Below are 19,219 nucleotides of genomic sequence, written 5' to 3'. Positions count from 1 at the left end.
CTGTTAATGTTCAGTGTGCTTACTGTGTGCTTACTGTGTATATCTATATACACAGTATATGTCCTGTATTTTCCAACGTCAATAGTTTTTCTAAGAAAATCCCGGGATTTTGTCCTGCGCCCGTTTATGCTACTGTGAGGATACGGCTTGGAACAAGCTTATTCAGGGGAGGCATATATGTTAAATCATCCTTGGTTTACGGTGCAGCGTATAGACGGGCAGACCTTTGCCATCAGCGAATACGGGCACTGGGAGAAGGTCCATTCCTTCCTGCTGCTCGGACAGCAAAAGGCTGTCCTGATTGATACGGGGCTCGGCATCAGCAATATCTCGGAAGTAACCAGGCGGCTGACTCCGCTTCCGGTCTCTGTCCTCACTACCCATTTCCACACCGATCATATCGGGGGTCACGGGCTGTTCAGCGATATATATGTACATGAGGGTGATTGCAGCTGGCTTATAGATGGCATACAGGGCTTATCTATTGAACAGATTAGAGCAGATCTCGTGCGGGATTTGAGCTTGCCGCTGCCGGAAGGCTTTAATGCAGACACCTACACACCTTATCGCGGCAAGCCGGCCGGGCTGCTGAGTGATGGCCAGATGATTGATCTGGGCGGGAGAAGCCTGGAGGTGATACATACGCCGGGCCATTCACCGGGACATGTGTGCTTTTATGAGAAGACCTCCGGTTATTTGTTCACTGGGGACCTGCTGTACGATGAAACACCGGTCTACGCCTTTTATCCGTCGACAAGCCCTTCGGATCTGGTCCGTTCGTGGGAGCGGATCGCACAAATACCTGGTGTCACTAAAATCTACGGCTCGCACAATACGCTGGGACTGGCCCCCAGCATTATGGCTGACGTAGAGCAGGCGGTTAAAACGCTGCGGGAGAACAACCTGGTATCGTTTGGCACGGGCACACACTATTTTAACGGGTTTAATGTCCGGTTCTAGGAGGATGGAGCAGGAAGGCTAAGAGGGTGATGGCGGGCGTTAGAGCATGTTGGCGGGGGTGGCTGGAGAGGCGGGGTGGCGGGCGGAGATTAGAAGGGCTTAACTGCGATTAGGGGGATTAGCGTGTGCTGATTGGTCGGATTGAGATTTGGCGGATGCTCTACTTAAAGACAGGTTAAAGGGGGACTGGCGACTAGGATTCTGTGTTGGCGGCGATTCGCGGGCTGTGTTGGCGGCGATTCGCGGGCTGTGTTGGCGGCGATTCGCGGGCTGTGTTGGCGGACGCGGCTAATAGAAGCGTAGGGTTGGCGGGTGCTGATTGGTCGGACTGCAGGGTTGGCAGATGCGCTTCGTAATTATAGGCTACAAGGGGACGGGCGGTTCGAATGCTTGGGTTGGTGGACGTCGCTGTTAAAGCTGAATTTAGAGAGGACCACTAAAGGGATTTTTCCCTTTATTTCGTCCAATTCACCCTCCGACGAGCTCGATCAAAGGGATTTTTCCCTTTATTTCGTCCAATCCGCCCTCCTGCGAGCTCGATCAAAGGGATTTTTCCCTTTATTTCGTCCAATTCACCCTCCAACGTGCACGATCAAAGGGATTTTTCCCTTTATTTCGTCCAATCCACCTCCTGCGAGCTCGATCAAAGGGATTTTTCCCTCTATTTCGTCCAATCCACCCTCCTACGGGCACGATCAAAGGGATTTTTCCCTCTATTTCGTCCAATTCACCTCCTGCGGGCACCATCAAAGGGAATTTTCCCTCTATTTCGTCTAATTCATCCTCCTCCGAGCACCATCAAAGGGATTTTTCCCTCTATTTCGTCCATTCCACCCTCCAACGTGCACCATCAAAGGGATTTTTCCCTCTATTTCGTCCAATCCATCCTCCTGCGAGCTCGATCAACGGGATTTTTACCGTTGGTCTGCCCGCTCCGCCCTCCCCCAGTCCACCCAACAGCCGCCACCGCACAAAAAGAGCCCGCACAGCAGCCAGCTCCCTAAGGAAGTAACTGTGCGCAGGCCGATTCGCCTAACATATAGATTTAGAAGCCCCAGATGGCATCCCAGACCGGCTTGGTGTGGCCGCCCGGATAAAATATATACAGCAGCACATATACCGCAACTCCAGTGATAGCTGTAATAAACCAGGTCACAGCCGTGATCCTGCCCAGCTTGCGGTGCTTCGCGTATTTAGCCTGATAGCCCCACACCAGTGTGGTAATCCCGAACACTGCGGCTACCGTAGCAAGCACGATATGGAAGATCAGAAAGACGTGATACAGCGTCGACAGGTGATCCGGCCCGCCCCAGGATGTATTTCCTACAAATATCGTTCTAGACATGTACACAATGAAAAATAGGGTAGCAGCTACAGCGGCGGCGAACATTGTTTTCTTATGCGCTTCGCGTTTGCCCACGATGATCTGTCTCCAGCCGATCGCCACCAGCACCGCACTGATTACGATGAACGATGTGCTGATCGTTGGAAACACTGTAAAGATATCCATGATTGTCCTCCTCGGCACTTACCAGCTATACCCGGGTTAACGCACCATCCCCCAGCTCGCCGGATGGACCGGAAGGTTCCGGATCGTCTTGCCCGTTCTCTTTTTTATACCAATGATAGAACACATAAGCAAGCATCGAGGCAAAAATAAATTCCTGGATGAACTTCATCACGATTCCGCCGACCTGCTGATCCGCCTTAGGTGACAGCCCCCCAAAGAAAGCCGGACCGCCAAAAGCCTGCAGCAGCGCAGCCGGATTACCGGACACACAATAGCCCATCGCCCGCGCCCAGACAGCCGGATCACTATAAGTCGCATAAAGCGGCTCAGCCGCGAAAATAATCAGCCCGCAGGCTGGTGTCAGCAGCACCATATTGAGAAAAATAAAGCCGATTTTGACGGGTCCTCCGGCCCGCCGGCTCTCCGGCAGCGGATTAATCAGCGTCCACCACATCAGCGCAGCCGTCACAAAGAGCGCGGCATAATACAACCGGTGTACTGTAAAATGCAGCATGACATAGTCATGAATTGCCGGGATATGATACAGCGAGAACAGCCCGTTGAACAGCAGTGCGGCCACTACCGGATGAGCCAGAAAGGATAACCTGCGCAGGGGGTTGGCCCTCACCAGGGCGCGCCAGCACCACTCCGGAATGCCCAGCATCATCAGCGGCACCGCAATCAGATAAGACAGCGCCATACTGACCATATGAAAAGAAAACAGGATATGCCCCAGCAGGCTGACCGGGCCGCCCTGGGCCAGATAGAGCACCAGCAGTCCGCCCATAAACAGCGCTCTCTGCCGGAGCGGAACCTCCGCCGGGGCGGGGAACTGCTGCGCCAGCGGCCCGATCAGCACCAGATAGCCAGCAGCAAGCACAAGAGTTCCCGCCAGCAGCAGCGGGCTCCACAGGTCCGCGAAGCTAAAGTATTGCAAGCCAAGCATAGGCCACTTCCCCCTCCGGCAGTTATTTTGTAAGGCTTGATGATGAATTCATGAACAGACCGGCTGCTTCAGGAAGCTCTGTACGTCATCTCCGGCCTCTGCTGAGATCCCCGACAGCAAAAAGAGGCAGCAGCTCCCGCCCGCCTCCCGCTCTTTCGCTTAATCCCACCACACCCAGTACAGCGCCATGACAATACAGGTACCGGCGATAAAAAAACCGCCCAGCATGAACACAACCGGCAGCAGATGCCCTTTGTCCTTCAGATGCATCCAGAAGCCCATCTGCAGCACCACCTGCAGCACAGCCATTACCAGCAGCAGAATAACAGCAAAGGTAGCATTGACTCCTCCGGCTGCCACAGCCGCAAAAGCAATCAGCGTCAACGCAACCGAAAAGATAAACACCACAATATGCCGCTGCGGCCCTTCAGGCCGGTGACGCCGCTTCACACTGCCGCTCTCCTGCGGATGCTGTTCCGTCGCCATGGCTCAGCCCACCTTTCCCAGCAGGTATACAACGGTAAAAATAAACACCCACACGACGTCAATGAAATGCCAGTACATCGCCGATACGTATATTTTGGGAGCGGTAACTACGGTCAGGCCTTTTCGGGCGAGCTGCCCGATCAGAATGGCAATCCACACAATCCCGAACGCAACGTGTGCCCCGTGGAAGCCAACCAAGGTGTAAAAAGCTGAGCTGAAGGCGCTGGTGGTCATCCCGAACTCCTCATGCCTTACATATACACTGAACTCGTAGATCTCCAGTCCAAGGAAAGCCGCTCCCAGCAGCACGGTAACGAGCAGCCAGTTACGCAGCTCTGCCGGCTTGTTCCGGTGCATCGCCTGGATGGCGAACACGCTGGTCAGACTGCTGGCCAGCAGCAGAAATGTCGCAGCCGCCACCAGCGGCAGGTGGAACAGCTCAGCCGCAGAAGGGCCGTCGTTCGTCGAGTTGCGCAGCGCCAGAAAGGTGGCGAACAGCGTTCCGAAGAGCACGGCTTCACCGCCGAGGAACAGCCAGAAGGCCAGCACCTTGTTACGTCCCTCCAGCGTCGCTTTTTCCGGCTCGTGCGGGAGGGTGCTTTTTCCGGCTTCAGCATGTACGGTCGTCATCCCTGCTCACCTTCCTTCCAGCTCTTCAGGCTCAATATGCCAGCCGTGGTCATCAAACAGCGAACGCATCAGCATCGATCCGAAGGTAATAACCAGTCCGAGCCCGGTCACGATATAGTTGTTGAACAGGAAGCTGAGCAGGTCACTCCCGAAAGTATCGCGGCTGAACATAAAGCCGAGCCCGGCAATGAAAATGCCCGCCGACATCAGGAACGGCAGAATCGTCGCAGACGGCATGTGGATGGAGCCTACCGGCTCAGACGGTGTCATACTGGTATGACCCGCACGCTTTTCCTTCCAAAAGGCATCTATTCCGCGTACCAGCGGTGTCTGCTTGAAGTTGTATTCCGGCGGCGGCGAAGGAATCGTCCACTCCAGGGTGCGCCCGTCCTCCCAAGGATCATCTGCGGCATCTGCAGACTTACGGGAAGTGATGAAGATATTCCACAGGAAGATCAGCATCCCCACCCCCATCAGCCCGGCCCCGACCGTACTGACCAGATTCAGCGTATCGAACTGCTGGTTCGGCAGGTATGTAAACACACGGCGCTGCATCCCCATAAGTCCCAGGAAGTGCTGCACGAAGAACGTCAGATGGAAGCCGATAATGAAGGTCCAGAAGGTCCATTTGCCCAGTGTTTCACTTAGCATCCGCCCGAACATTTTGGGCCACCAGTAATGCAGACCGGCAAACAATCCCAGCACCAGACCGCCGACGATAACATAGTGGAAATGGGCTACGACAAAATAAGTGTCATGAAACTGGAAGTCCGCCGGAGCCGAAGCCAGCATAACCCCGGTCACCCCGCCCATCGTGAAGGTTGGAATAAAGCCCACAGCGAAAAGGTTAGGAGTAGTAAAGCGCACCTGCCCGCCCCACATTGTAAACAGCCAGTTGAAGATTTTGATCCCGGTCGGAACGGCAATCAGCATCGTGGACACAGAGAACAGCGCATTTGCTACCGGGCCAAGGCCTGTTGTAAACATATGATGCGCCCAGACCATAAAGCCTAGAAAGGCAATCAGCAGAGTGGCGAACACCATCGAGCTGTAGCCGAACAATCTTTTGCGTGAAAAGGTCGGAATAACCTCGGAAATGATGCCGAAGGCCGGCAGAATGAGAATATACACTTCGGGGTGGCCGAAAATCCAGAAAATATGCTGCCAGAGCACCGGATTGCCGCCCGTCTCAGGATTAAAAAAGTTAGCTCCGAGAATCCGGTCAAAGGTGAGGAGAACAAGCCCTACAGTAATAGCGGGAAAAGCGAATAGAATAATTGCGGAGGTGATAAAGGTAGCCCAGGCGAACATGGGCATCCGCATATAGGACATCCCCGGGGCACGCATCGTAATGATCGTAGCGAGAAAATTAATGCCCCCGATCAGCGTGCCAAGCCCGGCAATCTGCAGGCCTATAGTGTAGAAATCTACTCCGTGGGTGGCGCTGTAGGTTGTACTGGATAGAGGAGTATAGGCCGTCCAGCCGGCATCAGGCGCACCGCCCATAACCCAGCTGAGATTGAGCAGCAGGCCGCCGAACAGGAAGGTCCAGAAGCCCAGCGCATTCAGAAAAGGAAAAGCAACATCGCGCGCGCCGATCTGCAGCGGAATGACTGCATTCATCAGTGCGAAGATGACCGGCATAACTCCGAGGAAAATCATTGTAGTCCCGTGCATCGTAATCAGTTCATTGAACGTCTGGGCATCGAGAAAGGTGTTCATCGGCTTGATCAGCTGAATGCGGATCAGAATGGCCTCAAGCCCGCCGATGCCGAAAAAGAAGCCCCCGGCCCACAGGTAGAGGATGGCGATTTTTTTGTGATCGACGGTGGTGATCCAGTCCATCAGACCGGTATGGCGTTTGACACGGTGACCGGTCGCCGGCGGCCGGGCGGAATTCAAGGATTGCGCTGTTTGAGCCAAGGTTTGTACCCCCTTTTCAAGGTTGCTGCTTCCGCTATTCACTATTCCGCCCTATTCCAGCGTGTAACCGGCCAGATATTCGGCGATGCCGTCAATCTCTGCATCTGTCAATCCTAAGTCTGCTTTGGGATCGGGCATGGTGTTGCCCGGCTTGACGCTTTCCGGGTCACGCAGCCAGGTCTGGAGATTATCGAGAATGGGAGCCCCGTCCGCGCCTGTATCATCATTCAGCAGGATGCCCGCAACGGATTCCCGGGAGCCGAACCCCGTCAGATCCGGACCAACTGCCAGGCCCTGATCGCCGACAGCATGGCAGCGCAGGCAGGCTGATCTGAAGGTCTCGGCAAGCTGCGGATCTTCCGGCAGCACAGCAGGAGCCTTCATCGAGGCAAGCCACTGCTCAAATTCCGCCTCACTGACCGACTTAACCTTGAATTCCATGAACCCGTGGGACGGTCCGCACAGCTCGGCGCATTTGCCGCGGTAAACGCCTTCATTCGGCGCACTGAAGCTGAAGCGGTTCACGGTACCGTCGGGGTTCGTATCGATTTTGCCGGACAGGGACGGGACCCAGAAGGAATGCAGCACATCTGCAGTCCTCAGCTCAAAGGCAATATCCTTGCCGGCAGGAATCACCAGATCCTGCGCTGTCTTCACACCGTAATCGGTATACTCGAATTCCCACCAGTATTGATGGCCGGTAACCTTTACCTTGACCGCATCCGGATCGTCCGCGTGATCGTTGCCGGCGGCAAATACCGCCTTGACTGTCGGCACAGCAAGAATGACTACCAGGATCAGGGGGATGACCGTCCAGATGACCTCAAGCTTGAAGTTCCCCTCCACCTGCACAGGGATTTCACGCCGGCCGGGCTTACGCCGGAACTTGACAAGCACATAGGCGGCAATCGAAAAAACGATCAGCAATACAGCAATCATAATCGTAATCGACAGCTTCATCAGATCAAACGAGCTTTCGGCTGCTGGTCCCTGCGGTCTAAGCACCGACAGGTCCTCCCGACCGCAGCCGGACAGAATGAGTCCAAGCGCTGCAGTCATGGGAAGAAGCCGCTTTCCGCCCTGCCACGTTATCATCTTCGATCAACCCCCGCTTTTCCCGGATTCGTAGATCAGAGGATTTTCCTGTCAATTATAACAATCACTATTAATATAAGTTTGAGGGGGTGTTTTGTCAATCGTTCACAGCAAGTTCACAAATTCTTTTTTTCAAGCAAAAAAGCTTGTCACTATCACCTTTAATAGCGCTTACAAATTTCTTTTAAATAGAGTATACTATTCGGTAAGCGCATACATAACAAAACAACCTCATGATCCGCTTGACTATCCGGCAATTTCATGGACAATAATCCCAGCATAAAAATAAGCAAAAAAAACCGTATCCAGCAGCATCGTTCAGCCGGGCACGGTTTATGAGAATCCTCATGGATGTGGTTGCAGATTACATGTCATCAATTAAGAACACTATCCTCTGTGCAGATCAAGAGACAGATGAATTAATCCTGCCCATCTCATGTTCCACGACCATAGTCAGCTCTTCTTCATAGCCTCCTGTGATCCGATATTTCCGGACGTACTCCTTTACAAATTTCTTGGGATCTTTGGGCCGGAAAATGCGTGTCATTTCCCTAAGACTTTCCTTGACTTCGTTATGACCTTTACTTGCCATGATCAGTTCCCTCCCAAAACATTGAAAATGAATGCTCCGTTGAGAATGCATGATGAAAAGTCCGCCGTAACCTAAATGCAAGATAAGAACCGTACACATACGTAGCTTGCATTATCCGCCTAGACTGTCATTCCAGAGTTCTGGAGGTCCGCCTTGCCGGTGAAGCAGGTTCGTCGTGATTTGGGCTGAGAGTAAGACGCCTTAAGGTATAGACATCTTGACACTTTACTTACCCGAAGAGCCACTTGCTGAATCACTCCTTTCGGGCCTTATCGTCTTATTGTATCATATTCAAGGCCAAGTTCCACCTTTCCTTGTAAAATATGCGTATGGAATTTTGTGAAAATTTATGTCTCCCATGGCAGGTGAGATTGCAGACTTCTGGTTAAAATAAACGGGATGCAGCTGAAATATCCTCCGCCTTAATACCGAAGGGAGACTTTATGGACAATCGGATTTCCTGGCCCGGACCAGCTTATAATACAGCCCCCGTGATGGCTCAGGCTGAACTGGAGATGCACGGAACCGGAAGCAGGCAGCTGGAGCAGGCTCATAAGGCCATACTTAAAGACTATCCTAAAATGCATAGTATGCTTGTCGTACGCAACGGGAAACTGATATTTGAACGGTATTACGGAAATTATCATGCCGGCATGCTGAATGATCTGTGGTCCGCGACCAAAAGCCTTGTGTCGCTGCTCGGCGGAGGCCTTAATGAGGAGCGGCAGCTGATTCCACAGAGCTGGCTGGAACAGGCCTTCAGGAAACAGAAGGACAGCTACCCTGCTTATGGGGACTACGGGTACCGGTTCTGGAACGGACGCATAAGCGGGCAGCCTTACGTGCTCGCTCACGGGCGCGGGGACCAGCAGCTCTGGCTGCTGCCGGAGCTAGATGCTGCCATTGTTTTTACTGCCGAAAGCGCGGTTAGCCGCTGGCGGAATCCGCGCAGGCTGCTTGAGCAGCACATTATTCCGGCGATGAATCCGTAAAGTCTGCTTCACATACTTTGTATCTCCAAATCATAGGCTCCTAGTAAGGAAAGAGCAGGGAATCCGCCCCAGCCTGTGTGCAGGGCGCCAGATCTCCGCCTTCTTCTCCAAGTACAAGGAGAGTGAGCACTATGTCCCCATTCAAATCGTCCACCGGACTGCCCGAGAATATCGCTGCTGCTGTTTGTTATTTTATTCCTTTTGTCGGCCCCATTGTGTTTCTTGCCCTGGAAAAACGCAGCCGGTTTGTGCTCTTCCACGCGCTGCAGTCGCTGATTGCCTTCGGCGTGCTGATGGTCGCCCATGTCATCAGCGGATTCATTCCGCTAATGGGCGGTTTTATTGGAGCGATCCTCTCGCTGCTCGGCTTCTCTGTCTGGCTGCTGATGCTCTTTCATTCCCTCGGCGGCAGGTGGTATAAGCTTCCTTTCGCAGGTGATCTCGCGGAAAGCCAGCTCCGACAGCTGTAATCAGGAATTCACCGCCGCCTCAGCCTTTGTAATAGTGATTCCCTTTTGCCTGTCTACTCCTTACAATGAGATCAGTACATTCAGGAATCTGCAGGCTGGAGGAGCATTCATGTATTTATTGATTATAAACCCCCGTTCCGGCGGCGGTGCCGGGCAGCGGACCTGGCAGAGCGTCGAGGGTATGCTGAAGGCGCGCGGCATTGCCCACGAAGCCTTGTTCACCAATAACGCAGACCAGGCAGAGGCGCAGGTGCTTCACGCGCTTGCCCGCCGTGACGACTGGCGAGCCGCCATACTGATCGGCGGCGACGGCACGATCCACAGCGTGCTTGGCGCACTGCGGCGCAGGGGTGTCCCGCTCGCGGTAATTCCCGCCGGCTCGGGCAATGATACGGCGCGCGGCTTCGGCATCCCGCTGGACACGGAAGCCGCACTGGACACTGCGCTGCAGGACCAATGCCTGGAGGCGGATCTGCTTGCCGGGACGGGCGGCCTGACGCTGACCGCCGTCGCAAGCGGCTTCGATGCCCAGGTAGCCGTGAACGTGAACAACAGCCGGTACAAGCGGCTGTGCAATGCCGTAGGCGCCGGGCAGCTGGCTTATATCATCGGCATTCTGCATACGCTGATTACCTTCAAGCCCTGCCGCGTGAGCGTGACCCTCGACGGCAAGGAGCAGGCCTTTGACCAGGCCTGGCTCGTCTCGGTCTGCAACCTGCCAAGCTATGGCGGCGGGCTGCTGATCTGCCCGCAGGCGGAGACGGGCGACGGCCGGCTCGACGTCTGCGTCGTGCACGGGTGCAGCCGCGCGCAGGTGCTGCGGCTGTTCCCTACGCTGCTGAAGGGCACGCATGTGGCGCTGCCCTTCGTGACAATGCTGCGCGGACGCAGCGTAGCGGTCCGCTTCGCGCAGCCGCGGCACGCCATCGGCGACGGCGAGCCGCTCGGCACGGCGCCGCTGGCGGTGCGCTGCGAGCCCGGCGCGCTGCGCGTGCTGACGCCGCTGGCCGCCGCGGCGCACGGCAGAGCCGCCGGCTCCTGCCAGGCGAGCGGCTAACTCCGGGGACGAGCTTGCCGGCAGCTGCGGGGCAGATACTGGCCGCTGCGGCAGATAGCCGGCCTTGCTTCAGCCTCGCAGCGGCATGGCCGGCTGCCGGACGACAGCCGCCGGTTTATCCATTGCATCAGTACGAGCCATACCGCTTATGGCCTATACTCCGATATGGCGACAGACGATTCGCCCATTGCACTGTTACAGCCGATTAAGCGGTCAAGCCAGCCATCGTACAGCAATCCGCCCAGGCATCTAGGTGGATTTCCCCCACCTAATTCCGTCTCTAATGCTTATTTTCAATATTTAATTGGATAAAGGTTCACCTATATCAGGCCAATTGACCCTTTTTGGACATAACGGCTCAAATTAAATGGATTTATTCCCACTAATCTCCTGGAACACAACGCCGATGCTCCATTAGTTGCCGTGAATCCACCTAAATTGTCGCCCCACGGCACACCCCTCATATGGCAGAGCAACCGGCCTGCACAGCTGCCCGCAGACTACACCGGCAACTAAAGAAAAGCCCAAAGCAGGGACTCCGGCTGGTTGCCGGAGTCCCTGCTTTGGGCTTTAAATACTGAGTATGTGTTCTACAATACAGCTTATGTGATCTGGCCCGGCTGTCCGTCCTCTTCCTCTACAAACGAAATGACGCCATCCTCCAGCGAAGCAATGCGCACCAGTGATTCCACGCGGTAGCCCGCTTCCTTCAGCAGACGGTTGCCCGGCTGGAAGGCTTTTTCGATCACGATGCCGATACCGGCGACAGTGCCGCCGGCCTGTTCGACAATCCGGGCCAGCCCGAAGGCCGCCTCACCGTTGGCCAGAAAATCGTCCACGATCAGCACGCGCTCGCCCGGAGCGATGAATTTTTTGGATACGGTGATGTCATTGCTTTCTTTCTTGGTAAAAGAATAGACGGTCTCCACGTAAATGTCCTCCGTCAGGGTCAGCGATTTCTGCTTGCGGGCAAAAATCAGCGGCACCTCAAGCGTAAGTGCAGTCATGATACCCGGGGCAATCCCCGAGGATTCAATCGTCAGCACTTTCGTGATTGTCTCCCCGGCAAACCGGCGGGTAAACTCACGGCCGACCTCCCGCATCAGAAATGGGTCCATCTGGTGATTCAGAAAAGAATCCACCTTGAGCACGCCCTGACCGAGAACGATTCCTTCATCCAAAACCTTGCGTCTCAATAACTCCATCTGTGCTCCCTCTTTTCTCCTCAGATTCCCTTGGACCCCGCCTTCCCTTTACTCATATTACAGGCCGGACGGCTTCTGCGGCAGCAGGTTGCCGACAATCGACTTCAGGTCATGATCCTCCTTGCTGCCTGACTTGCCGCCGTCATAGCTGGTAATCCGGATCTCCGAATATTTCTCACCGGCATTTACCGGCTTGAAGATCAGCTTCTCCCGGTCAGCCAGCCGCACATTAAACTTCATGTCCCTGAACATCTCCACCAGCTCATTCTCACCCGGCACCTTACCTTCATCCAGGAACAGCAGCCCCCGAAGCGGCTTAGGGCCTTCCGGATGTTGCACGTCAAAATGAACAATACATTCCATTTTTTTCACCTCCCCGGCTTAGTCTAGCCCAACCTGAACCCGCTACTCCTCACGGACATTACCGGGCTCTTCAGCGTTCGTATCCTTATTGGCATCTGTATCCTTATCATGCATGACATACTTGCTGTAAATACGGCTGTACCGTTCACCGTAACGCCGGTTCAACTCAGCGCCCATATCCTCCTCAAGCTCGAAGAGTACCATCTCCTGTGAGAAATGGTTCAACAGCAGGCCTACCAGCACCTCATGTTCCGTAACCACCGCCTGAGCCGTACCGTCCTCATAACGCATGCCCAGCATACACCAGCTCCGGTCGATGACAAAGGAGAACTTTCTCCCTCCGCTGCGGCGCGGCTTGCCGCCAAGCGGCGGCCATACCGGGTAAGGCGCAGCAGCCTCATTGCCGCCGTCAAAAGCCCACAGCAGCTTCACGCCGCGCAGCTCCGCCTGTTCCAGCTCATTGCGCAGCAGCGAAGCTTCCTCCCGCCATACATCGACCACAATTTCCTTCTCGGCCAGATTCAGCTGGCGGATCAGCGCCCCCAGCATATTCCGGTCCCCTTCAATATTGTAAAAGGACGGACTGACCGGGCCGCCCCGCGGCATTTCACTCTCCACAAAAGCCAGCGAAGCCTGAACCCGGCCGGAAATCATGGTAGCCAGCTCTTCCGGATCAAGCACGCTGTAACGGGCAGGCTCCCCTTCCCCGCATCGTACATAACCCTGCTGTGTGAGACGCTGAAGCGCCGCGTACACATTGGATCTGGATACGCCCAGCTGCTTTGCCACTTCGTAGCCCGAAGCCTCGCCTTTGGTAGCCAGCTCGACCATAATCTTGGACTCCATCTCTGTGAACCCCAAATTGCGCAGATGCAGCAGCAACTGTTCCATCTATGTTGTCCTCCTAGTATGCCTATAAACTTATTCTGTGAATCTGCGGTTCGGCGTTACATGTTAACACGCTGCTTCTATATCAGATCTGTTCCGAGCCGCAGCGCGGACACCACATCGAGCCCTTTGGCAGATCAGCCCGGCAGATCTGGCACTTGACCATATCACGCACGCCTTCTTCGCTGTAGGCTGCCGCTTCCTCCGGGGTCCCGCCCGATTTCCAGTCCCGGATACGGCGGTCCAGCTCAAGCTGCCGTTCGCGCTCACGCTCCAGCTCATCCGCATCCCTGCGGTCCCGCCCGCTGTCATGGACTTTACTCTCATAATCCTGCGGCTCAGGCTCCTGCTGCCCGGATTCTTTTGAATCATACAGCACTTCATTGTATACACCCCGCGGCTCTGACCGGAGCGCAAGCTCTTTTTCTTCCTCGGTTAATTCATCTTCGCCGTAGAACTCATCTTCCTCGTCCTCATGAATCGTGCGGATGGTTACCGCCGGCGCTTCTTTTTTTACGGGCTCCTCCAGCTTATGTCCGCATTTCGGACAGAAATTAGCATCGAGCGCGACTACGTTGCCGCATACACAGAGCCGTTCGTTTTTGAGTTCAGCAATTCTGTAGCGCAGCTCATCAATCTGCTCCTGATGCTTCAGGCACCCCTTCGACAGCTCAACCATCTTTCCCTCAGCCACCGACATGTCCCGGGAACGGTAGCCTTCATAGAACAGCTGTCCCATCTTCATAAATTCGAGTTCCATTTCGCGTTCAATATCGGAAATATGCCCGTTTAGCTTGCCGATTTCCACCGAGCTTTGCGCTTTTTCACTCACCCGGCTGGCACTGTCTTTGATGCGTTGCAGAAAATTCATAGTAGTTCCTCCTTCTCCAGATGAGAACAGGGCTGATTAATAGCCATAATGATTCATATGAAGCCTGTATAAAGCTCTATAACCTTAAAACGTGCTTCTATCATACCAAATGTCTCGAATAGATTCATTATTTGTCGTTCTGTGTATATTGCTAAACTCACGTTCAACTTATCTATGTGTGCTAATACGCTTCTCCGGCAGAAATGTTTCTTTTTTCACATAGCCTGTTTCCTGAAGCCTCCGCCCGCATCTGTCAGCGGTATGCCCGGAAGCGGGCTTTATTTTGCTTCCGGGGCATAAAATCGGTTAAAATAAAACAGTCACAAATAATGAAACCCGGGAGAGTCTCAGTGAAAGAAGACGACAGTACGCAAGTTACGCTGAATCAGCTGCAGGTGCATGTAAAGGATATGCAGCAGTGGCAGAGCAGTGAGGATTTTGCCAGAAGGCTGGAGGATTTCAAGTCATTGCCTGCACTATACCGCCATGCCTTGAACGAGCTTGAGAATAAAATTGATGTAGTCAAGACAGAATGGCAGGTCCGTGACGGCTACAGCCCGATCGAGCATGTCAAATCACGGATAAAAGAACCGAAGAGTATCCTGCGCAAGATGGAACGCAAAGGTCATACCTTCACTCTCGATAATATGGAGCAACACATTCACGATATCGCAGGCATGCGGATCGTCTGTGCTTTTGTGAAGGATATTTACCGGCTGGTCGATCATCTGTGCGTCCGCGAGGATCTCAAGGTGCTCGAGATTAAGGATTATATTGCCCAGCCGAAGCCGAACGGGTACCAGAGCCTGCACATCATTGTGGCCATCCCGCTCGTCCTGCTCGAAGGGACACGCTGGGTCAAGGCCGAAATACAGCTGCGGACGCTGGCGATGGATTTTTGGGCCAGTATGGAGCATATTCTCTATTACAAATTCGACAAGCAGCTGCCGCCGCATGTGGCCGAGGAGCTGAAGGAGGCCGCGCGGGCCGCAGATGAGCTGGATCAGAAGATGCTCCGCCTGCGCCGCGAGATTCTTGAGCTGTCTGAAGGAAGCCGCTCTGCGGATAAGCAGGCGGAAGAGTAGGGACAGCAGACATTTCCGCACCTGCGGAGTAAGGTTAACAGACACTAAATAAGGCAGTGCCCGGCAGCAAAAAAGCTGTTACGGCACTGCCTTGTTTATTGTCTGGCTGCAGCTACACTCAGGGAAGGCGCTACAGCCTGCCCAGCTCAGACGCCCGGCGCACAGCTGATTCAGCCGCCTTGCGCATAATCAGGGCCAGGCCTTCGCCTGCCTTGGGAGTATTCGGCAGCAGCTCCCTCCAGTTCTCAGCAGGCGGGGCTACTGCCGGAGAAGCCGGAAAGGGCTTTGCGGCCAGCTCATGGAATAAGGGTCCCGGCTGATGCAGCGAGCCCTCGGCAGCCGCTTCGGCCAGCCATTCACCGGTCGTTACCGCCGGCCCCTTCCGTTCCAGCTTGGCCAGCTCCGCAGCCAGCATGCTGGCCGGAGCTGTAGCGCCGTCCTCCTGCGGGGGATATTCCTCCTCGGCCCAGAGGGCGAACACTCCGCCCAGCAGCTCCTCCTTGCTCATTCCGCGCAGCTTGAAGGCAAGCAGCGGCTCCTCCTCAAGCTGCCTCCTTGCCCATCCGGGCAGCTGCCCGGAGCCGGAATCAGCCTGATCCAGCTCCAGGGGAAGGAGCTGGATCCCCGCTGCAATGCCTTTTCTTTTGCCCAGCAGCAGGTCATACAGCTCTCCGGGATGCTCGGCAAGCTGCCGCAGCACCTCCGTCTTCCGTGCTGCTGACCACTGCGGAACCTCACAGGAAAAAGCCTGCTCTGGAGCCGCTTCGGCCACGCCTATACTGCTCCCCTGTAACGCTGCCGTCTTCAGGATTCCAGGTTCTATAATAAGCCGTAATTCCGGCAGCTTGCCCATTGTTAATCCCCCTATACTTACCGTACTCTACATCCAGTCCTGGCCCTGAAGCTCAATCAGCTCCTGCAGCTCATGGTTGGACATTTCCGTCAGCCAATTCTCCCCGGAGCCGACTACCTGCTCCGAAAGGTTTTTTTTGCGCTCAATGAGCTCGTCAATCCGTTCCTCCAGGGTGCCCTGGCAGATCAGCTTATGCACCTGCACATTTTTGTGCTGGCCGATCCGGAAAGCCCGGTCCGTCGCCTGATTCTCTACCGCCGGATTCCACCAGCGGTCATAATGCACCACATGATTGGCCCTCGTGAGGTTTAGGCCTACCCCGCCTGCCTTGAGCGACAGTACGAAGAAGGCCGGCCCTTCGCCCTCCTGGAACGCATGTACCATCTCATCACGCTCCCGCTTGGGAATACCCCCGTGCAGGAACAGCGGTGTCTCACCGTATCGCTTGGCCAGCCTGTTTACGAGCAGCTCCCCCATCGCTACGTACTGGGTGAAGATCAGCGCGGATTCCCCTAGCTCGGCAATACTGTCCAGCACCTCGAACATGACTTCCATCTTGCCGGACTGCTCGCTGCGCCCGCTGCGTCCCTCTTCCTTACGGAACAGCTGCGGATGGTTGCAGATCTGCTTCAGCTTGGTCAGCGAGGAGAGAACCAGCCCGCGGCGGGCCATGCCGGAGCGCTCGCCGATGACACCGAGCATCTCGTCCACCACGCCCTGATATAGCGCTGCCTGCGTCTCGGTCAGCGGACAGTAGGATTTCAGCTCCAGCTTCTCCGGCAGATCCTTGGAAATATCCGGGTCGCTTTTGAGCCTGCGCAGCAGAAACGGCGAGACGAGCCGGTGCAGCTCCTGCAGCCGCTCCCCGCCTTCCCCCGATACATAACGCTGGCGGAAGGAGTGGTAGGAACCGAGATACCCCGGATTCAAAAAGTGAAAAATCGACCAAAGCTCGCCAAGCCGGTTCTCGACAGGTGTGCCTGTCATGGCAATCCGGTGAGGTGCAGACAGCTTCATCACACTCTGCGCCTGCTTGGTGCGGTGATTCTTGATATATTGCGCTTCATCCAGCACAACTGTAGACCAGCGCACTGCTGCCAGATCCTCGCTGTCCCTTCCGGCCAGATGATAAGTGGTCAAGACAATCTCATGGCTGTCAGCAAGCTCGGCGAACCCTTCTCCGCGTATCCGCCTGCCCCCGTGGTGAATATGCACACTCAGCGACGGTGCAAAGCGCTGCAGCTCACGCTGCCAGTTGCCCAGCAGAGAGGTCGGGCAAAGAATCAGCGCCGGCTCATGCTTCACTTCAGCAGGAGCCGTTAATGCCCGTTCCATCAGGCAGGCAATGACCTGAATCGTCTTACCCAGCCCCATATCATCTGCGAGGCAGACCCCAAAGCCTAGACCGCTGAGTGCTGCCAGCCATTGATAGCCCCGCTCCTGATAAGGCCTCAGCGTTCCATGCAAGCCATCCGGTACTGTACGCGGCGGTATATTCCGCAGAATATCACCGTGCATGAGCGAAGCCAGCAGTCCGGACGTTTCCATACCAGTAACCGACATGCCCTTCCAGAGCCGTTCTTCCCCGTCCTCAGCCTCCAGACGCATCCAGTCTGCGGCCGGCATTTCGCCGCCCTCATGGCGTTTCATATATCTCAGCACCTGGCGGATTTCCTTCGGATCAACTTCAATCCACTCGCCCCGGAAGCGTACAAAAGGCACTCCCGCCTCCACCAGGGCATTCAGCTCCTCTTCACTGATCGGGTTGTCGCCAAGCGAAGCCTCAATCCGGAAGGAGATCAGCTCCTCCATCCCCAGTGACGGCTGTACAGGTCCGTCCATCCCGCCCTGAGGCGGCTGCATCTTCATCCTCATCCCGATCCGGCGCCGCCCTTCGCGGCTCCAGCGTGACGGCATCTGCACCGTAATTCCCCGTTCACGCAGCTGCTGCACGCTCTCCTTCAAGAAGAAGTACAGGCGCTCCGGCTCAAGCTCGGCCCCTGTCGGTGCAGGGACGTTCAGCGCCCGCCGGATGTCGGGCGATATTCCCGCAGCCCGGCCCAGCGCATCCAGCAGCTGCTGCTGGATATTACGGTAACGCTTGCCCCAGAGGGTGAACTCGCGCTCCGGGCTGCTCCAGACGGCTGCTGCCGGAAGCCAGAATTCCCCTTCCTCCCGGCTCTCCGCCCAGAAGGTCAGCTGCCACAGCTCGCTCTCGTCTGCCGGCGGCTCCAGCCGCAGGCCAAGACTAAGCTGGCCCGTCTGTTCTTCCTCCGCAGCGGCCCGCGGCATTCCACCCGCCGCAGCCGTATTCACCTCAGCCAGCAGCTCTGACACTTCCGCAGGGGTTCCCTGAACCGGAATCTCCCGGCTGCCGGTGAGCAGGCTGTTCCACCACAGCTCGGTCAGCGGAGAATAACCACGGCGGTAATTCGCCTTATAAGGGCTAAGCTCCCCTTCTGCGCCGGCGATGATTTTTTTGATCTCTGCAGTCATGACTGCCTGCAGGAAGGAATACAGTACATATCCGCCTGCATCTTCACGCGATGACAAGTCACTCTCCTCAGCAACATGGGCCCCGAGCGCTAGCACCGGCATTGACGCTGCCAGCTGCAGGAAAAACTCCTTATCTGCCTCCCGGCGGAAAGCCGGGGACCAGCAGGCGGAAGCCGCCTGCTCCCCGCCGCGGCGGCGTGAGCCGATCGGCCGCGGCGGCATTGCGCCGGGCACGATCCCTCCTGTCGCCATCAGCTCCAGTGCGAACCGCGCGGCAACCGCCCAGTAGCGCATCTCGCCGCCGGCTTCAATCCCCTGGGTACGGCACAGCTCGTCGTCCCAGGCAAGCAGCAGATCAAAGGCTTCCTTCGGCCCCAGCGCCAGCCCTTCGAGTGTACGCCCCGGCAGTCCGCGCCGCGCCGTTCTTCCTTCGGCCGCAGCCGTCACCGGGTATTTCACTTCTGCCAGCCGCAGTGCAGCACCCGCAAAAGGACGCCCCCCGCCCCGGAATTCCAGCTTCTTGACCACGCGTGTCCACGCGTCGACCTTGGGCTCCGAGGTTTCACCGGAGAAGCAAAACAAAACGTCCCCTAGCCATATTGCATACAGATGCTTAATCATTGGTGATCTCCTGTCTACTTTTTCTTCATCCCTTCATCTTATACGAAAAAGGCCTGATTTAAAAACGTTTCTGCATATTTTCTGCAATTTTAATTAGAAATTGAAACATAGCGTGTCTAATGAGGCACCGGCCAAGTCAGGATTGGATAATTTGGGATTAAAAGGAGTCCGCCAAA

At 55.6% G+C, this 19,219-nt stretch carries 18 protein-coding genes; 5 read left to right on the top strand and 13 right to left on the bottom strand.

The window, feature by feature from the left end:
- The first annotated feature begins 177 nt into the window (after positions 1–177).
- Positions 178–960, top strand: a complete 783-nt coding sequence (locus R70331_RS02280) for an MBL fold metallo-hydrolase (RefSeq protein ID WP_042172512.1) — start codon at positions 178–180, stop codon at positions 958–960.
- Positions 961–2,005: 1,045 nt separating this feature from the next.
- Here R70331_RS02280 and R70331_RS02275 read toward each other — a convergent pair.
- The 7 genes from R70331_RS02275 to R70331_RS02245 form a co-directional block, all read right to left on the bottom strand.
- Positions 2,006–2,470 (bottom strand): DUF420 domain-containing protein, encoded by a 465-nt coding sequence (locus R70331_RS02275; protein WP_042172510.1) that lies wholly within the window; start codon positions 2,468–2,470, stop codon positions 2,006–2,008.
- A gap of 25 nt (positions 2,471–2,495) precedes the next feature.
- Positions 2,496–3,416 (bottom strand): cytochrome c oxidase assembly factor CtaG, encoded by a 921-nt coding sequence (gene ctaG, locus R70331_RS02270; RefSeq protein WP_042172508.1) that lies wholly within the window; start codon positions 3,414–3,416, stop codon positions 2,496–2,498.
- Positions 3,417–3,575: 159 nt separating this feature from the next.
- On the bottom strand, positions 3,576–3,902 hold the full coding sequence (locus R70331_RS02265) for a cytochrome C oxidase subunit IV family protein (RefSeq protein WP_042172506.1): 327 nt from the start codon (positions 3,900–3,902) through the stop codon (positions 3,576–3,578).
- Positions 3,903–3,905: 3 nt separating this feature from the next.
- Positions 3,906–4,532 carry a cytochrome (ubi)quinol oxidase subunit III gene (locus R70331_RS02260; protein ID WP_042172504.1) on the bottom strand — a complete coding sequence of 209 codons (627 nt, stop codon included), beginning with the start codon at positions 4,530–4,532 and terminating at the stop codon, positions 3,906–3,908.
- Between the two features lie 6 nt (positions 4,533–4,538).
- Positions 4,539–6,377 (bottom strand): cytochrome c oxidase subunit I, encoded by a 1,839-nt coding sequence (gene ctaD, locus R70331_RS02255; RefSeq protein WP_042182040.1) that lies wholly within the window; start codon positions 6,375–6,377, stop codon positions 4,539–4,541.
- A gap of 129 nt (positions 6,378–6,506) precedes the next feature.
- Complete coding sequence (coxB, locus tag R70331_RS02250) at positions 6,507–7,550, bottom strand: cytochrome c oxidase subunit II (protein WP_042172503.1); 1,044 nt, start codon at positions 7,548–7,550, stop codon at positions 6,507–6,509.
- Between the two features lie 403 nt (positions 7,551–7,953).
- The gene (locus R70331_RS02245) at positions 7,954–8,142 is read right to left on the bottom strand and encodes a hypothetical protein (protein WP_039869425.1); all 189 of its coding nucleotides are present in this window, start codon (positions 8,140–8,142) and stop codon (positions 7,954–7,956) included.
- 443 nt (positions 8,143–8,585) lie between these two features.
- Here R70331_RS02245 and R70331_RS30255 point away from each other — a divergent pair, with 443 nt between their 5' ends.
- The 3 genes from R70331_RS30255 (at position 8,586) to R70331_RS02230 (ending at position 10,661) form a co-directional block, all read left to right on the top strand.
- Positions 8,586–9,134, top strand: coding sequence for a hypothetical protein (locus tag R70331_RS30255; RefSeq protein WP_052418885.1), 549 nt, complete (start codon positions 8,586–8,588; stop codon positions 9,132–9,134).
- 131 nt (positions 9,135–9,265) lie between these two features.
- The gene (locus R70331_RS02235) at positions 9,266–9,604 is read left to right on the top strand and encodes a DUF4870 domain-containing protein (RefSeq protein ID WP_042172500.1); all 339 of its coding nucleotides are present in this window, start codon (positions 9,266–9,268) and stop codon (positions 9,602–9,604) included.
- Between the two features lie 109 nt (positions 9,605–9,713).
- On the top strand, positions 9,714–10,661 hold the full coding sequence (locus R70331_RS02230; protein WP_042172498.1) for a diacylglycerol/lipid kinase family protein: 948 nt from the start codon (positions 9,714–9,716) through the stop codon (positions 10,659–10,661).
- 602 nt (positions 10,662–11,263) lie between these two features.
- Here R70331_RS02230 and R70331_RS02225 read toward each other — a convergent pair.
- The 4 genes from R70331_RS02225 to R70331_RS02210 form a co-directional block, all read right to left on the bottom strand.
- Entirely contained in the window at positions 11,264–11,866 is a 603-nt protein-coding gene (locus R70331_RS02225) for a xanthine phosphoribosyltransferase (RefSeq protein ID WP_042172496.1), read from the bottom strand.
- A gap of 57 nt (positions 11,867–11,923) precedes the next feature.
- Complete coding sequence (locus tag R70331_RS02220; protein WP_042172494.1) at positions 11,924–12,229, bottom strand: hypothetical protein; 306 nt, start codon at positions 12,227–12,229, stop codon at positions 11,924–11,926.
- A gap of 42 nt (positions 12,230–12,271) precedes the next feature.
- The gene (locus R70331_RS02215) at positions 12,272–13,120 is read right to left on the bottom strand and encodes a TrmB family transcriptional regulator (protein WP_042172491.1); all 849 of its coding nucleotides are present in this window, start codon (positions 13,118–13,120) and stop codon (positions 12,272–12,274) included.
- Positions 13,121–13,202: 82 nt separating this feature from the next.
- Positions 13,203–13,988, bottom strand: a complete 786-nt coding sequence (locus R70331_RS02210) for a zinc ribbon domain-containing protein (protein WP_042172488.1) — start codon at positions 13,986–13,988, stop codon at positions 13,203–13,205.
- 350 nt (positions 13,989–14,338) lie between these two features.
- Here R70331_RS02210 and R70331_RS02205 point away from each other — a divergent pair, with 350 nt between their 5' ends.
- Positions 14,339–15,073, top strand: a complete 735-nt coding sequence (locus R70331_RS02205; protein WP_442950564.1) for a GTP pyrophosphokinase — start codon at positions 14,339–14,341, stop codon at positions 15,071–15,073.
- A gap of 130 nt (positions 15,074–15,203) precedes the next feature.
- Here the strand turns inward: R70331_RS02205 and R70331_RS30250 are convergent, their stop codons facing one another.
- Together R70331_RS30250 and R70331_RS02195 are read right to left on the bottom strand one after the other, a co-directional pair.
- Complete coding sequence (locus R70331_RS30250) at positions 15,204–15,926, bottom strand: hypothetical protein (protein WP_052418884.1); 723 nt, start codon at positions 15,924–15,926, stop codon at positions 15,204–15,206.
- 27 nt (positions 15,927–15,953) lie between these two features.
- Positions 15,954–19,043 carry a DEAD/DEAH box helicase gene (locus R70331_RS02195; protein ID WP_042172487.1) on the bottom strand — a complete coding sequence of 1,030 codons (3,090 nt, stop codon included), beginning with the start codon at positions 19,041–19,043 and terminating at the stop codon, positions 15,954–15,956.
- Between the last annotated feature and the right edge of the window lie 176 nt (positions 19,044–19,219).

Origin of the sequence: Paenibacillus sp. FSL R7-0331 (assembly GCF_000758645.1) — a bacterium.
In the GTDB taxonomy this organism is placed as follows: domain Bacteria; phylum Bacillota; class Bacilli; order Paenibacillales; family Paenibacillaceae; genus Paenibacillus_AQ; species Paenibacillus_AQ camerounensis.
This window is presented reverse-complemented; position numbering and strand designations above follow the sequence as displayed.

Bases quoted from the DNA above. Each gene is read 5' to 3' on its own strand.
- R70331_RS02280 (WP_042172512.1), top strand. From the start codon at position 178: ATGTTAAATCATCCTTGGTTTACGGTGCAGCGTATAGACGGGCAGACC.
- R70331_RS02275 (WP_042172510.1), bottom strand. From the start codon at position 2,470: ATGGATATCTTTACAGTGTTTCCAACGATCAGCACATCGTTCATCGTA.
- ctaG (WP_042172508.1), bottom strand. From the start codon at position 3,416: ATGCTTGGCTTGCAATACTTTAGCTTCGCGGACCTGTGGAGCCCGCTG.
- R70331_RS02265 (WP_042172506.1), bottom strand. From the start codon at position 3,902: ATGGCGACGGAACAGCATCCGCAGGAGAGCGGCAGTGTGAAGCGGCGT.
- R70331_RS02260 (WP_042172504.1), bottom strand. From the start codon at position 4,532: ATGACGACCGTACATGCTGAAGCCGGAAAAAGCACCCTCCCGCACGAG.
- ctaD (WP_042182040.1), bottom strand. From the start codon at position 6,377: ATGGACTGGATCACCACCGTCGATCACAAAAAAATCGCCATCCTCTAC.
- coxB (WP_042172503.1), bottom strand. From the start codon at position 7,550: ATGATAACGTGGCAGGGCGGAAAGCGGCTTCTTCCCATGACTGCAGCG.
- R70331_RS02245 (WP_039869425.1), bottom strand. From the start codon at position 8,142: ATGGCAAGTAAAGGTCATAACGAAGTCAAGGAAAGTCTTAGGGAAATG.
- R70331_RS30255 (WP_052418885.1), top strand. From the start codon at position 8,586: ATGGACAATCGGATTTCCTGGCCCGGACCAGCTTATAATACAGCCCCC.
- R70331_RS02235 (WP_042172500.1), top strand. From the start codon at position 9,266: ATGTCCCCATTCAAATCGTCCACCGGACTGCCCGAGAATATCGCTGCT.
- R70331_RS02230 (WP_042172498.1), top strand. From the start codon at position 9,714: ATGTATTTATTGATTATAAACCCCCGTTCCGGCGGCGGTGCCGGGCAG.
- R70331_RS02225 (WP_042172496.1), bottom strand. From the start codon at position 11,866: ATGGAGTTATTGAGACGCAAGGTTTTGGATGAAGGAATCGTTCTCGGT.
- R70331_RS02220 (WP_042172494.1), bottom strand. From the start codon at position 12,229: ATGGAATGTATTGTTCATTTTGACGTGCAACATCCGGAAGGCCCTAAG.
- R70331_RS02215 (WP_042172491.1), bottom strand. From the start codon at position 13,120: ATGGAACAGTTGCTGCTGCATCTGCGCAATTTGGGGTTCACAGAGATG.
- R70331_RS02210 (WP_042172488.1), bottom strand. From the start codon at position 13,988: ATGAATTTTCTGCAACGCATCAAAGACAGTGCCAGCCGGGTGAGTGAA.
- R70331_RS30250 (WP_052418884.1), bottom strand. From the start codon at position 15,926: ATGGGCAAGCTGCCGGAATTACGGCTTATTATAGAACCTGGAATCCTG.
- R70331_RS02195 (WP_042172487.1), bottom strand. From the start codon at position 19,043: ATGATTAAGCATCTGTATGCAATATGGCTAGGGGACGTTTTGTTTTGC.